13 protein-coding genes and 3 pseudogenes are annotated in these 13,269 nt (G+C 65.5%); 11 read left to right on the top strand and 5 right to left on the bottom strand.

The genetic code is table 11. From position 1 onward, the window contains the following. Nucleotides 1–10: 10 nt before the first annotated feature. A pseudogene (locus CXQ88_RS19070) lies at nt 11–526 on the top strand (flavin reductase family protein). Here CXQ88_RS19070 and CXQ88_RS22650 read toward each other — a convergent pair. After that, nucleotides 523–738, bottom strand: coding sequence for a hypothetical protein (locus tag CXQ88_RS22650; RefSeq protein WP_306737167.1), 216 nt, complete (start codon nt 736–738; stop codon nt 523–525). The pseudogene CXQ88_RS19070 and the gene CXQ88_RS22650 sit on opposite strands and share 4 nt — an antisense overlap. A gap of 24 nt (nt 739–762) precedes the next feature. Further along, nucleotides 763–840, bottom strand: a pseudogene (locus tag CXQ88_RS22725) (CBS domain-containing protein); the annotation flags it as partial. 418 nt (nt 841–1,258) lie between these two features. On the opposite strand from CXQ88_RS22725, the gene CXQ88_RS19055 reads away from it, so the two are divergent. From CXQ88_RS19055 to CXQ88_RS21985, 3 genes are all read left to right on the top strand, one after another. Continuing rightward, nucleotides 1,259–1,864, top strand: a complete 606-nt coding sequence (locus tag CXQ88_RS19055) for a hypothetical protein (protein WP_146069246.1) — start codon at nt 1,259–1,261, stop codon at nt 1,862–1,864. Between the two features lie 24 nt (nt 1,865–1,888). Next, nucleotides 1,889–4,522 (top strand): ATP-dependent helicase HrpB, encoded by a 2,634-nt coding sequence (hrpB, locus tag CXQ88_RS19050; RefSeq protein ID WP_104045699.1) that lies wholly within the window; start codon nt 1,889–1,891, stop codon nt 4,520–4,522. Nucleotides 4,523–4,674: 152 nt separating this feature from the next. Continuing rightward, nucleotides 4,675–4,827, top strand: coding sequence for a hypothetical protein (locus CXQ88_RS21985; RefSeq protein WP_181037609.1), 153 nt, complete (start codon nt 4,675–4,677; stop codon nt 4,825–4,827). A gap of 65 nt (nt 4,828–4,892) precedes the next feature. Here the strand turns inward: CXQ88_RS21985 and CXQ88_RS19045 are convergent, their stop codons facing one another. Beyond that, a complete protein-coding gene (locus tag CXQ88_RS19045) occupies nt 4,893–5,570 on the bottom strand; it encodes an alpha/beta hydrolase family protein (protein ID WP_104045698.1) in 678 nt (225 codons plus the stop codon). 69 nt (nt 5,571–5,639) lie between these two features. Between CXQ88_RS19045 and ligD the strand changes: the two genes are divergently transcribed. Further along, a complete protein-coding gene (gene ligD, locus CXQ88_RS19040; protein ID WP_104045752.1) occupies nt 5,640–6,662 on the top strand; it encodes a non-homologous end-joining DNA ligase in 1,023 nt (340 codons plus the stop codon). A gap of 22 nt (nt 6,663–6,684) precedes the next feature. On the opposite strand, the gene CXQ88_RS19035 is transcribed toward ligD, so the two are convergent. Then, nucleotides 6,685–7,305: an L-threonylcarbamoyladenylate synthase gene (locus tag CXQ88_RS19035; protein WP_104045697.1), complete on the bottom strand. Its 621-nt coding sequence runs from the start codon at nt 7,303–7,305 to the stop codon at nt 6,685–6,687. Nucleotides 7,306–7,468: 163 nt separating this feature from the next. On the opposite strand from CXQ88_RS19035, the gene CXQ88_RS19030 reads away from it, so the two are divergent. From CXQ88_RS19030 to CXQ88_RS19005, 6 genes are all read left to right on the top strand, one after another. Continuing rightward, nucleotides 7,469–7,909, top strand: coding sequence for a VOC family protein (locus CXQ88_RS19030; protein ID WP_104045696.1), 441 nt, complete (start codon nt 7,469–7,471; stop codon nt 7,907–7,909). A 55-nt stretch (nt 7,910–7,964) separates the two neighbouring features. After that, complete coding sequence (locus CXQ88_RS19025) at nt 7,965–8,651, top strand: hypothetical protein (RefSeq protein ID WP_104045695.1); 687 nt, start codon at nt 7,965–7,967, stop codon at nt 8,649–8,651. Between the two features lie 16 nt (nt 8,652–8,667). Further along, nucleotides 8,668–9,177, top strand: coding sequence for an HAD domain-containing protein (locus CXQ88_RS19020; RefSeq protein WP_104045694.1), 510 nt, complete (start codon nt 8,668–8,670; stop codon nt 9,175–9,177). Nucleotides 9,178–9,329: 152 nt separating this feature from the next. Further along, on the top strand, nt 9,330–10,685 hold the full coding sequence (locus CXQ88_RS19015; RefSeq protein WP_104045693.1) for an inorganic phosphate transporter: 1,356 nt from the start codon (nt 9,330–9,332) through the stop codon (nt 10,683–10,685). Then, nucleotides 10,682–10,903, top strand: a complete 222-nt coding sequence (locus tag CXQ88_RS19010; protein WP_104045692.1) for a hypothetical protein — start codon at nt 10,682–10,684, stop codon at nt 10,901–10,903. The genes CXQ88_RS19015 and CXQ88_RS19010 overlap by 4 nt, the downstream gene beginning before the upstream one ends. Nucleotides 10,904–10,978: 75 nt before the next feature. After that, entirely contained in the window at nt 10,979–11,524 is a 546-nt protein-coding gene (locus CXQ88_RS19005; protein ID WP_104045691.1) for a dihydrofolate reductase family protein, read from the top strand. A gap of 52 nt (nt 11,525–11,576) precedes the next feature. Here CXQ88_RS19005 and CXQ88_RS19000 read toward each other — a convergent pair. Beyond that, nucleotides 11,577–13,144 (bottom strand): annotated as a pseudogene (locus CXQ88_RS19000) (DUF222 domain-containing protein). Nucleotides 13,145–13,269 lie beyond the last annotated feature (125 nt).

Below are 13,269 nucleotides of genomic sequence, written 5' to 3'. Positions count from 1 at the left end.
AGGGCAATCCATGACAGGCACCGCAGATCTTGCTCCGCGCCGGCTCCGCGATATTTTTGGAACCTTTGCCACCGGTTTGACGGTGATCACCAGTGCCACGGAGAGCGGGCCAGCGGGGTTTACCTGCCAGTCGTTCGCATCAATGTCCCTCGAGCCTGCACTCGTGACCTTTAGTCCGGCCAGGACGTCCCGTACATGGCCGGTGCTGCGGCAGGCGGGGTCCTTTGCTATCAACATCCTCCCCATAGAGCACCAGCACCTTGCGGGGTAGTTCGCAAAATCGGAAACGGACAAGTATGCCGGCGTGGGTTACTCAGCCTCTCCGCTGGGCAACCCCGTCCTTGACGATGCCCTTGCCTGGATCGACTGCACGCTCCATGCGGAGTACGACGGCGGTGACCACACCATCGTGGTGGCTGCCGTGAGGCATCTGAGCGCTCGGCAGGATGCCGAGCCGCTGTTGTTTTTCAAGGGCCGTAACGCCGGGATTACCCCGGCCGGGCGTGTGCTAGAGGCGGCCCACTAGCACCCAGGCGGCGGACGCCGTCGCAATTGCGCCAGCCCGTCCAGCCCGCCGCCCGGGTAGTGCCGATCAAAATGAAATGAACGCGACGAATTCGGCGAATCGTCAGCGCCGATGGTGACGGGCTTACCTTCACGAAATTCTCCGGCCGTTGCCGTGCGCGGATCCCCGCTGGCTGCCAGGCACTTGATGACGATGTCACGGTCTGTCAGCATCCCTTTGAGCCTGTTGTCCTCGCCACAGATCGGCAATGATCCAACGTCGAGCTCCTTCGTCTTCCGGGCTGCTGCCTCAAGCGCTTTGCTCTGCCCACACACTCCGCGCCGCCGCGGCGGCTGACCAGGGGGTGGGTTCTTGCTTCACCGGAATCAGGTAGTAAGCTTGCTGATCAATACTAGTAAGCTTGCTGATTAATTGAGGATAGGAGTAGGGCCATGGGCACAGTTTTTGCTGCCGCCACGGCGCTTGCGGTTACCACTGCTGGAGCAGCCGCGGCTCTGAGTGCACCCTTTGGCGCTGCCGGGAATGGGGGCCAGTATCTTGCTGGCCATGCACTGTTGGGGCTGGGCCTTGGCTACTCAATCGCCATCCTGCTACGGAACGCAACGAGGCGCCTTATGACCGGGCGTTCCGCAGGCAAGGAGAAAGCGGGTGCTGTTCCAGCACCTGCTCACATGGCCACGGTCACCGTACTGCCTGCAAGGCCCCCGGCGATGACACCGCTGCGGGGCAGGCATGCCGCCTAAAACGCAGCCTCCGCCTGAAGCTAAAGACGGCAAACCTAGCCCGAAGCGCCTTCGCTACTGGCTGACCGCAGTCGCGCTAACGGCAGTAGCCGGCCTTGCGGCGGCCCTGGTCGCTGGCACCCCGCTCCTGCGGCCTGCTGATTCTGATGAAGCTACGCTCCGGGGACTGCAAGTACGGGTGCTGACCATCAGCCAGGCTGCAGCTGAAAACCGGATGGACGGGGCCCTGGCATCGTTGGAGGCGTTGGAGAAGGATCTGAACGACGCCGCCGGGCAGGGACGGATCTCCTTGTCCAGGTATCGGGGGATTGAGGCAGCCGTGGAGTCGGTCCGTGCGGACATCACACGCCAGATCAAACCGGTGTCGGCGGCCGTGGCGCCAACGGGGGGCAGCGCTGATACCTCCGCGGCTCCCGAGCCCGCCCAGGTTTCGCAGCCAGTCCAGGTTGAGCCCCAGCCACCCGCCATAGTTCCCGCCCCAGTTCCTGCGCCCGTCGCCGTTCCGGTCCTGCCCGAACCCGCGAAGGAAGCCAAGGGCAACGGCAACGACAAGGGCAACGGCAAGGGTAACGGCAAGGACAAGGGAAAGCCCTAGGCGAACTTCCGGCAGAATGGACGGATGACTTCACCGGGCAGGCAGCAGCCAACCGCCGGTAAACCCTTCGACGTGGGGGCTATCGGGGCTGGCCTGGCCTTCGCCAATTCAGAGCATGCACTGACTAAAGCCCTTGCGGGCGCCGGCAGCGAAGGCGGTTCGCGCGCCGCGGTAGTGCAGGCGCCGCCAGGGACCGGTAAAACTACTCTCGTTCCACCGCTGCTCGCCAATATCACGGCGCTGAGTACTGGACGCGTGGTGGTCACGCAGCCGCGCCGGGTTGCTGCCCGTGCCGCGGCGCGCCGGCTCTCGGTTTTGGATGGCAGCCGGTTGGGCAGCCGGGTTGGTTATACGGTGCGCGGAGAGCGGCAGGCAAGTTCCGAAACGCGCATCGAGTTCGTGACGCCCGGCATCCTGCTGCGCCGCCTCCTGTCCGACCCCAGCCTCGACGGGGTAGCCGCGGTGGTCCTGGACGAGGTCCACGAACGGGGGCTTGAGACCGATCTGCTCATCGGCATGCTCGCCGAGGTCCGGGAGCTGCGCGGGGACCTCACCGTCGTCGCCATGTCCGCAACCCTGGACGCACCCCGGTTCGCCGCCCTGTTGGGTACCGACGACGGGATCCCGGTTTCCGTCGTGGGCTGTCCCTCGGTGCTCCACCCGCTGGAGACGGAGTGGCGGCCTGCTGCTGGAGCCCGTCTCGACGGTAGGGGAGTCACACCAGCTTTCCTCGACTACCTTGCCTCTACCGCGGCAGAGAAATTCACGAGTGCGCTCAGCGAAGACAGCTCAACGGATGCCCTGGTCTTTGTCCCTGGTGCGCGGGAGGTCTCCCGGGTGGCTGCGGGGCTTCGCAGCCTGCTGGGACCTGGCGTCGAGGTCCTCGAACTTCATGGCCAGGTGGGCACGGCTGAGCAGGACCGCGCGGTTTCTGGCCGCGTAACCGGCGGCCGCGCCAGGATCATCGTGTCCACCGATCTCGCTGAGTCCTCCCTTACTGTCCCGGGTGTCCGGCTGGTCATCGATTCCGGCCTCACCCGGGAGCCTCGGCGCGACGCCGGCAGGGGCATGAGCGGACTGGTCACGGTTTCCTGCTCCCGTGCCTCGGCGGATCAGCGCGCAGGGCGCGCAGCACGCCAGGGTCCCGGGCGGGTGATCCGCTGCTACGACCAGCAGGCCTTCGGTGCCGCCCCGGCCCACGTGACGCCGGAAATCAAGGTGGCGGACCTAACCGGGGCGGCACTGCTCCTGTCGTCCTGGGGTTCCCCGTGCGGAGTGGGGCTCGCGCTGCCCGACCAGCCGCCCCAGCAGGCAATGGACGAGGCGATGGAGGTCCTGCGCGAACTTGGTGCAGTGACAGAGGACGGCCACACCACCGCCATGGGAAGGCTCCTGGCCACCATTCCGGCCGATCCGCGGCTGGCCCGGGCCCTGCTTGACGGGGCGGCATTCGCGGGACACGTGCCAGCTGCGGAAGCAGTGGCGCTGGTAACGGGTGACTATCGTGCTCCCGGCGCTGACCTGACCCGCCTGCTGTCCCAGGTGCGGAACGAAACAGGGCCGGAACGGCGGCGCTGGGCTGAGGAATCCCGCCGCCTGGCAGCCCTGGCGAAGCAAAGCGCCCTTTCCGCTACGACCGCACGGCCCGCGACGGTCACGGGTGCGGCGGTGGTGGGCGCCGTCGTCGCCCTCGCCTTCCCTGACCGGGTGGCACGCAGGGTGGAAGGGGACGCCCCCAACCGCTACCTCCTGTCCTCCGGGACCCGTGCCGGCCTGCCCGCCGGCAGCTCATTGTCCGGCCATGAATGGCTGGCGGTGGCGGAAGTGACCCGGGCCCACGGGAGGGACTCTGCCGGAACCGGCGCCGTTATCCGCTCGGCGGCGCCGCTCTCGCCCGAACTGGCGGAGGCTGCCGCGTCGCACCTCCTGACCGACGCCGTCGAGGCGCAGTTTACGGCCGGCCGCGTCTCGGCCCGGAGGATGCGGCGACTGGGCGCGATCGTCCTCGCGTCCACGCCGGTCCGCCCATCACCCGGCGAGGGGCGCGCGGCAGTAGCGGGTGCCCTGCAGAAGGAAGGCCTTGGCGTCCTTGGCTGGTCGACGGCGGCCGACGCTTTGCGCCGCCGTCTGGCCTTCCTGCACCGCGGGCTGGGTGCGCCGTGGCCGGACGTCGCGGACCAGGCGCTGCTTCTGCGGCTGGATGAATGGCTGGGGCCGGAGCTTGAAGCCCTGGCCGGAGGAGCAGCCGCACGCGCCATCGACCTCGGCGATCCGCTGCGCCGTTTGCTGCCCTGGCCCGAGGCGGCCAGGCTCGAAGACCTAGCCCCGGAGTGGCTCGAGGTGCCAAGCGGATCGCGTATCCGGATTGAGTACCCTGACGTTGCGGACGACACTGGGCGGCCGGTTGTGGCCGTCAAGCTGCAGGAGTGCTTTGGATGGGCAGCGACACCGCGGCTGCTGAACGGCCAGGTACCGGTCCTCTTCCACCTGCTGTCGCCGGCCCGGCGGCCCCTGGCCGTTACGGACGATCTGACGTCGTTCTGGTCCGGCCCCTATGCGCAGGTCCGGGCCGAAATGCGCGGCCGCTACCCCAAGCATCCCTGGCCCGAGGACCCTTGGACGGCCCCGGCCACCGCACACGTCAAGCGGAGGAAATAGCCACCCAAAGGGCGGATCCCGGCTTGATGGAGGGCGGCGTGAGATCTCCGATACACAGTCGAAACCTCGCGTCGATGGACTGAAACAACCGGTGGCTAGGCTCGGTTCCACCTGGACGACGTTGTCCACACCCCGACTCGAAGGACGTGCAGATGTTTCTCCTCACCAGCCTCAACCTTTTGCTCGACGGCCAGCGTAATGATGACAGCCGATCCCACAGCGGTGGCGACGGAAAGTCGGATTCCCCGCAAGGACAGTTGAGCTCCGCCGCCTGGGAAGGCTGGTGGCAGGACGACGCCGCGTAGCGGCCTCCAGCCGTCCGTCGGGCATCCGCCCAACCTGCCGTTGGCACCCTGCCGCGCGGCCGGTATCAGGAGTGGGCGCGAATGAATGCAGCCACCGGCGCGGCGAGGGAAGCACCCACCTCGTCTGCAGTGCGTTTCCGGCCGGCGACAACAAAAGAGTGATCGCCGCCCTCCATCCACTGGAGAACGGCGTTGGTCCCGATCCGTGACACCACGCCCGTCAGGATCTCCGCTGTGGCGAACGTGTCGCGACTGCCCTGCAGGAACAACATGGGCGTCGTGAGCCCGTACAGGTGCTCGTCCCGCAGCTTGTCCGGTTTGCCCGGTGGGTGCAGGGGATAGCCCAAGTAGACGAGCCCCGCGGCTTCCATCCCGTCTGCCACCGCCATGGATGCCATGCGCCCGCCGAAGGACTTGCCGCCCGCCCAGACCGGGCCGTCGTCGTTATGGGCTGCTGCCTGCTCCGCCGCCGCGGCCATGGCAGCACGCCATGTGGCGATAGCCACCGGCGGCCGGTCCGGGAATTTCCGGCCTGCTTCGCGGTATGGAAAGTTGAACCGCAGCGTTGCTGTTCCCAGCTCATTCAATGCTGCCGTGAACCCGCGGAGGAACGGGTGCTCCATTCCGGCACCGGCTCCGTGGGCCACCACGAGGGCTGCAGATGGATCATCCGGGCGGGCGTACGCGGCAGTGACAGTAACGTCGCCCACAGCGAGGGTCAGGTGCACTTCTGAGACGGGCATGCCTCCATCATGCCGGACCCGGGACACCAAATCCGTCCGCGTTCCGTAGCCGGGGTGTACGTTGTCCCCATGGCGAGCGAACAGACCACCATTACAGTTCCAGGCCCTCACGGCGAGCGCGAGATGCGAATTTCCAGTCCCAGCAGGGTGCTCTGGCCGGACCTGGGCATCACGAAACTCGACCTGGCACGCTATTTCGCCGACGTAGGTGAGGCGTTCATAGCCGCCAACGGCGACAGGCCGGTGGCGCTGCAGAGGTACAAGGACAACGTTGAAGGCGAGATGTTCTTCTCCAAGAACCCGCCCAAAGGAACCCCCGAGTTCATCCGGACGATGAAGGTGGTCTTCCCGAGCGCCCGTTCCCATCCGATGCTCGTGCTGGACGAACCTGCCGCGCCCATCTGGGCGGTCCAAATGAACACCATTGTTTTCCACCCCTGGCCCTCCCGTGCCGCGAACACGGACAACCCGGACCAGTTGCGCATCGACCTGGATCCGCAGCCCGGCACTGATTTCGGTGATGCCGTCCCCGCCGCTCTGGTGCTCAAGGAAGTCCTGGCCGAGGCCGGGCTCACCTGCTTCATCAAGACCTCAGGCAACAGGGGACTGCATGTGTACGCGCCCATCGAGCCCACCCGCGAGTTCCTTGACGTGCGGCATGCCGTGATTGCCGCCGCCCGGGAAGTGGAACGCCGGATGCCGGAAAAGGTCACTACTGCCTGGTGGAAAGAGGAACGTGGGAAGAAGATTTTCCTGGACTTCAACCAGGCCAACCGCGACCGCACCATCGCCGGCGCCTACAGCCCCCGGGCGCTGCCGCACGCCTCGGTGTCCTGCCCCATCACCTGGGATGAGCTGGAGACCGCGGATCCAAAGAACTTCACCATCCTCACCGTCCCGGACCGGCTGAAGACGGTGGGTGACCCCTGGGCGGAGATGCACAGCAGCCCGGGAACCATCGACACGCTGCTGGAGTGGTGGAACCGCGACCTCAAGGACGGCCTCGAGGAAATGCCCTTCCCCCCGGACTACCCGAAAATGCCTGGGGAGCCGCCGCGGGTACAGCCCAGCCGGGCCCGGAAGCAGGATTAGGGACGGAAGCAGGGTTAGCGGCCTATTCGAAGCGGGACGGGTCGCCTGTCCCGCGCCGGACCACCTCGGCCACGCCGCTGGAAAAGTCCACCACCGTGGTGGGCTCGGATCCGCAGTCGCCGGCGTCGATCACGGCGTCCACCTGGTGGTCCAGGCGCTCCTTGATTTCCCAGCCCTGGGTCAGCGGGTCCTCCTCGTCCGGCATGAGCAGGGTGCTTGAGAGCAGCGGCTCGCCGAGCTCGGCCAGCAGCGCCTGCACCACGCGGTTGTCCGGGATCCGGACGCCCACAGTTTTCTTTTTGGGGTGCAGCAGGCGCCGCGGAACTTCTTTGGTGGCCGGCAGGATAAAGGTGTAGCTCCCCGGAGTCACGGACTTGATGCTCCGGAAGACGTCGTTGCCGATGTTCACGAATTGCCCCAGCTGGGCGAAGTCGCGGCAGACCAGCGTGAAGTGGTGTTTGTTGTCCAGCCGGCGGATGGCCCTGATCCGGTCCAGGGCGTCCTTGTTGCCCAACTGTGCCCCCAGCGCATAGCAGGAGTCCGTGGGGTAGGCGATCAGCCCGCCGTCGAGCACTATTCGCACTGCCTGGGTGATGGCGCGGGGCTGGGGATCCTGGGGATGAACGTCAAAGTATCTGGCCATGCACCCGAGCCTACGTTCCCCGCCCCGCCGCCGCACGCATTCGCGGCCGGGGCGTACCCCCACCAGCCAACTGGGGCAGCTGCCCCCTACCCGGAGGGCGGTCACTTGGGGCAGGATGTTGTCTGGTTCCATCCCTTTCGGTACAACTCAAGGAGATCCAGCCATGCCCACCACCCTCAACCCGTACCTCGGGTTCCGCGACAATGCCCGCGACGCCATGAACTTCTACCAGTCGGTTTTCGGCGGCGAGCTGACGCTGAGCACCTTCGGGGAGTTCCAGGCCAGCGAGGACCCCGCGGAGGCGGAGAAGATCATGCATGCCATGCTGACCACCACCCAGGGCCTGGTGCTGATGGGTGCGGACACGCCCAACGGCATGGAGTTCAGTGGAGGGTCGTCCATCTCCATCTCGCTCAGCGGTGATGACGAAACGGAACTTCGCGGCTACTACGAAAAGCTCAGCGGCAACGGCGGGAACGTCACCGTGCCCATGGAGCAGGCTCCGTGGGGAGACGTCTTCGGCATGTGCACGGACCGCTTTGGTGTGGCCTGGCTGGTAAACGTCAACAACCCACAGGCAGCAGCAGGCCAGGCAGCCGGGTAGCCACCCGGACAGTGCTTCCTTGAGGAGGGGCGCCACGCAGTGCGAGGATGTATGCGTGGAGTCCCTCTTCGAGATCCTTGACGATAAATGGTGGCTCGTTTTTCCAGCTTTGGCCTTTGCCGGTCATTGGGCGAACTCGTGGCGCAAGGCCACCGACCGCCGGCACCAGCGGAAGGTGGAGCTGTACAAACTCAGGAACCAGACACGTGAGGCGGAGAGAGCCTCTGCCGCGGAGGTGGAGTCACTGGTAGCCGCCCATGATGCTACCAACAAGCGCTGGCTGGACTATGAGCTTGACGTGGGCAAACTGATTGACTTCCCGCTTATGACAGACGTGCGGGAACCCCTGACGGTGGCGTTCCTCCGTGCAAAGCGGGAAGCTGACGGGCTGCGGCCGGCATCAGCGGCGGACATAACGTCCCACTCCCGCCTTGAGGCTTACCGTAAGGCAGTCGACACTTTCAGCGTGGCACTGGATATAGCTGAGCGTGAAGCCAGGCGCATCCGGGACAGCAAGTTCACCGGGCCCGAGCGGGAACGGCTTGCCACCGCCCGGCAGTTGCTGAAAATCGCGGAAAACCATGCAGCCACGCCGGCAGAACGCCAGGCCGCCTACAAGCGGGCCCGCCGGGAGCTGGACGGCCTCATCGTCCTGCCCGATGTGACAGTGGCGGCACTTGAGGACACGATCGCACCCATGCTGGACCCCGGCGCGCGGCCTTCTGATTCCCACCACGGCTGAACACCCGGGAGACGCCGTGGCCGTCCGAACGCTCTACCTCGACGTCGACGGCGTCATCTGTCCTTTCGGTCCCGAAGGGCGCAATGGCTGGGGAACACCGTGGAGGCGTGCTGACGCCGGGCTGTTGCCGGTGGCGTTCGCGCCTGAACTCGTGAAGGAATTGAACAGCCTGGCCGCAACGCCGGAGTTGCGGTTTGTCTGGCTCACCAGCTGGGAAGACCTGGCGCCCCAATACCTTTGCCCGGCCATCGGCCTGGACGGCGGCCGCTGGCCCTTCCTGACAGCCGAAGGTTCCGGAAGCGGACCCGAATGGTGGAAGCTCCGAGCCATCCAGGCCGACGTTGAAGCGACGGGACCCTCTGCTGTTGCCTGGGCGGATGACCAACTTGCATTCGAGGCGGAAGCCCAGGCCTGGGCGGGGGTCATGGGCCGGCGCCTGCTCACGCTGTCGCCGAACCCCAGGTGCGGAATCGAGCCCGCGGAACTGGAGCGGATACGGTCGTTTCTGCAGGGACCGTTGTTTTGACCTAATGCCGGGTACGCGTACGATCGATAGGGTTTCACGCCGGTTGTGTTAACAGCGCAGGTCATTCCAAGCAAACAGCTGGTGAATTATGCTGTGCAAGGCAGCCGGGGGAAAGAAACCGCTGAACGTCGACTCTGCAGATTGGGCAACAGGTGGATATCACCTTTATGGTGGCGCTGGTCATCGGACTGGCACTATTTTTCGACTTCACGAACGGCTTCCACGACACAGCGAATGCCATGGCCACGCCCATCGCAACCGGTGCCATCAAGCCGAAAACTGCGGTCACACTCGCGGCCATTTTGAACCTCGTGGGTGCTTTCCTGTCCACGGAAGTGGCCAAAACGGTCTCGGGCGGCATCATCCGAGAAGGATCCGACGGCGTGCAGATCACGCCGGAGATCATCTTCGCCGGCCTCATGGGAGCAATCCTGTGGAACATGGTCACTTGGTTGAAGGGTCTGCCGTCGAGTTCCTCGCACGCCCTGTTTGGTGGTCTGATCGGTGCGGCCATCGCCGGCATCGGCTTCAATTCCATTAATCTTGAGGGCCTGCTGCAGAAGGTCATCCTGCCTGCGATCTTCGCGCCGCTTATCGCCGGCATCGTCGCCTACATCTGCACGCGCCTCGCTTACGCTTTGACGTCGCGGCACGACCCCGAAACCGGCAGCAAGCTCACCCAGAAACGCGGCGGCTTCCGTACCGGGCAAATCTTCACCTCCAGCCTGGTGGCATTGGCCCACGGCACCAACGACGCCCAGAAGACCATGGGCATCATCACGCTCGTCCTGATCGCTGCCGGCACCCAGGCACCGGGTTCCGGCCCGCAGTTCTGGGTTATCGCTGCCTGTGCCTTGGCCATCGCCATCGGTACCTACGCCGGCGGCTGGCGCATCATCCGCACCATGGGCGCCGGGCTCACCGAAGTGAAGCCCGCGCAGGGCTTCGCTGCCGAGACCAGCACCGCGTCCGCCATCCTCGCGTCCTCGCACCTCGGCTTTGCGCTCTCCACCACCCAAGTTGCGTCCGGTTCCGTCATCGGCTCCGGCATGGGCCGCAGGGGAACCAGTGTCCGCTGGAACATGGTGGGCAAGATCGCACTGGGCTGGCTCTTCACTCTTCCCGCGGCCGGCCTAGTCGGCGCGCTGACAGCGCTGCTGGTCAAGACCGGGGTGGTGGGCGTGCTCATTGCAGCCATCGCCGGCACCGCCGCCGTCCTGTTTATGTTCTTCTATTCACGTAAGTCGGCCGTGGGCCATCACAACGCCATCGAGGTGGAAGAGGCCGGCCAGGCGGTGCGCTTCGCCAAGAAGAAGGCCATGGCCCGTGCACGCGCCAAGGCCAAGGCCCACGCGAGGACCAGCGCCGAAGCAAACACCAGCGCTGGGGCCACTACCGGCGCCAACACCAGCGCCGCAGCTGACACCCGTGCTGATGCCAATACCAATGCTGAGGCCAACTCCGATACCGAAGCCGAAGCCGTGACAACGAAGGATGCCCAGCGATGAAGTGGTTGGAACTGCTGACCGTGGCCGGTGCCACGCTGGCGGCCGCAGTGACCGTGGTGGTTCTCTACTCGCTGGGCGTTCGACTGACGGCCATTGCAGGTGACGTGCGCCAGGCGTCACCCGGCATGAAACGGTCCCTTGCTTTTCTCTGTTTCGGCCTGTGCGGACTCGCCGTCCTCTTCGGGCTGTACCTGATCATTCCGTACTTCTCCGGCTAACACGCGCCGCCGCGGGCACCAAAGCACAGCTGCTTGGCCGTTGGCCTGACCGCGGCGGATCGTTAGGCTGGAGCCATGTCACGGATCCAGTACTTTGTAGCCGCGTCCCTTGACGGTTTCATTGCCACATCTACAGATGATCTTGGCTGGCTCCTTCAGTTCGACGGGTTTGAGGGCGGCAAGGAAAGCTACGAGACGTTCATGGCGGGCGTTGGCTGCATCGTTATGGGCGGCGCCACCTATGCCTGGCTGATGGAACATGAGCCGGGCAATTGGCCCTATCCAGACACTCCCTGCTACGTCTTCACGCGTCACGAGCACCAGGCGCCTCCCGGGGCGGACCTCACATTCGTGCGAGGGAGTGTCAACGAGTTCGTTGCAGACTTCAGAGCCGACGCGGGAGGCAAGAATGTCTGGGTGGTGGGCGGTGGAGACCTTGCCGCCCAGTTCGCCGACGCCGGCCTGCTGGATGAGCTCATTCTCTCCGTCATTCCCGTGGTTCTTGGAGACGGCAAGCGGCTGCTCCCATTGACGGGCCCGACGCCGCCATTAGAGTTGACGGCCTCGCGCGCCCTCGGCAGGGGCATAGTCGAGCTGCGGTACCAGCTAAGCCGCGGCTAAGTCTGTCTAAACTCGAACTCGGTGGGCGAGCCGGTCGAAGCCTGCGCCAGGTCTATCCGTCGCGGGCATGGAGGAACCGCTGCAGTCCGCCTTCACCCGGGGACAACCCTAGGTAGACAAAGTCCGGAAGAACCGCCAGCGTTCCTCCCCACCTTTTCGGTTGCGGTGTCAGTTGCTGTGGCCAGTGGGGTGGTTCCCAGTCGTGGTGTTCGGCTTTGTAGTGTCGGCCGGTGGGGGAGGTCCAGGCGGGTGGTTCGTTTTTGGTGGCTGGGGTGGGTGTCCAGCCGGTGGCGTGTTTGAGGTGGTGGTGTTTGGGGCAGAGTTGGCCGAGGTTGGTGATCACGGTGGTGCCGCCGTGGTGCCAGGCGGTGAGGTGGTCGGACTCGTTGTCGAGCGATGGGTTGTTGCAGCCGGGGAAGGTGCATTTGCCGTCCCGAAGCAGCAGTGCTTTTTTCATGGCTTTGGTGAGGCGGTAGTTGGTGCGGCCGATTTCCAGTGGTGCGCCGTCGCTGGGGTCCACGAGGACCCGGTAGAAGGAGCTTGTCCCGTCTGCGACGAGTTTGCGGGCCATGGAGGCGGGTATCGGGCCGTAGCCGTCCAGCAGGGCGGGTTCGTCGGTGGCGCCGAGCAGGGCGAACACCGGGACGGTGACGAGCACGTCAACCTTAGGTGCAGGGATCTTTCCTAGTTCGACAAGGTCGTCACTGCCACCGTGTTCGTTGCGGTGGTTACCCGTGGAAGGTGCCTGGAGGAGCAGGCCGGCGGCGATGTCAGGCCCTATTTGTGCGAGCGTGCGGGACTCGTCGGGGCGTTGGAGGCCGCGGGCGAGGGCGGTGGTGCGGTTCCAGATGGCGCAGGCGGTGTCACCGGGCAGGTACAGCGAGATCCATGCCATCCCGTCCCGGTCCGGGGCGTATTCCATCCGCCGGTCCGCGGCGCACCTGGCGTGGCGTTTTTCGAGTGTTTCGGGGTGGTGGCGTTCGCGCCAGGCACGGACCTTGCGGCGGAACCGTGAGGGCACCAGTTCACCGGGGGCTGCTCCGCGGGCCGGGTGGGGTGCCTTCGGGTCGAAGAAGTGCGCTACCAGGGCCGCGGCGCCGGCAGGGGCAAGCCCTTCGGTTTCGTCGGCGATGATCCGGGCGTGCATCCAGGACATCGCCCCGGAGGACAGGGCGGCCATTGCGGTGGCAGGGAGCAGATCTGCCGGGACGCGGTGATGAACGCCGCGGCGGCGCCGGAGCTTACGGTCAGGACTCCCGCGATTTCCTCGACCACAGACATCTCCCCGAACGCGCGGTCCTGGCGGGAGGCGTCCGACGGGGTCATGGCCTGCTGGAGTTCCATGATGTCCGCCGCATCCCTGGCCTTAAGCCCAGCAAGTTGTCCTTCCAGGCATTTCATCAGGGCAAGCCGCTCCAGCCGGATATCGAGCTTCCGCGCAAAAACATCAACGACAGGGTCATCAACAACGGAGTCCGCGGCAGCGTAGCCAACAACAGCAGTCGGATCTGACCCAGCAGCAACAGCGGCAGGACCTGAACGTGCAGTCCCGGCATACAGCCGGGTGTCCTTCAGGACCAGCTCATCAAGGGCCGCAACGGAGGTACGAATACCCTTCATCGCCACCGCTGTACCCGCCCCGATTCCCATAGAGACATCTTCTAATGAGGGTCTGACAGTAATGATGGAAGTGGCTTGTGCCGCGGTGTGACTCTGGGTCTGACTGACGCCCGCTTCGTTGGTTT

The sequence above is a fragment of the Arthrobacter sp. ZGTC412 genome (assembly GCF_002929215.1).
GTDB lineage: Bacteria > Actinomycetota > Actinomycetes > Actinomycetales > Micrococcaceae > Arthrobacter.
The sequence above is the reverse complement of the archived record's forward strand: the minus strand, read 5'-3'. Positions and strand labels throughout refer to the sequence as shown.

What these genes read in the sequence shown, in the direction of transcription:
- CXQ88_RS22650 (WP_306737167.1), bottom strand. Translation starts at nt 738, where the DNA reads ATGCTGACAGACCGTGACATCGTCATCAAGTGCCTGGCAGCCAGCGGG.
- CXQ88_RS19055 (WP_146069246.1), top strand. Translation starts at nt 1,259, where the DNA reads ATGCCGCCTAAAACGCAGCCTCCGCCTGAAGCTAAAGACGGCAAACCT.
- hrpB (WP_104045699.1), top strand. Translation starts at nt 1,889, where the DNA reads ATGACTTCACCGGGCAGGCAGCAGCCAACCGCCGGTAAACCCTTCGAC.
- CXQ88_RS21985 (WP_181037609.1), top strand. Translation starts at nt 4,675, where the DNA reads ATGTTTCTCCTCACCAGCCTCAACCTTTTGCTCGACGGCCAGCGTAAT.
- CXQ88_RS19045 (WP_104045698.1), bottom strand. Translation starts at nt 5,570, where the DNA reads ATGCCCGTCTCAGAAGTGCACCTGACCCTCGCTGTGGGCGACGTTACT.
- ligD (WP_104045752.1), top strand. Translation starts at nt 5,640, where the DNA reads ATGGCGAGCGAACAGACCACCATTACAGTTCCAGGCCCTCACGGCGAG.
- CXQ88_RS19035 (WP_104045697.1), bottom strand. Translation starts at nt 7,305, where the DNA reads ATGGCCAGATACTTTGACGTTCATCCCCAGGATCCCCAGCCCCGCGCC.
- CXQ88_RS19030 (WP_104045696.1), top strand. Translation starts at nt 7,469, where the DNA reads ATGCCCACCACCCTCAACCCGTACCTCGGGTTCCGCGACAATGCCCGC.
- CXQ88_RS19010 (WP_104045692.1), top strand. Translation starts at nt 10,682, where the DNA reads ATGAAGTGGTTGGAACTGCTGACCGTGGCCGGTGCCACGCTGGCGGCC.
- CXQ88_RS19005 (WP_104045691.1), top strand. Translation starts at nt 10,979, where the DNA reads ATGTCACGGATCCAGTACTTTGTAGCCGCGTCCCTTGACGGTTTCATT.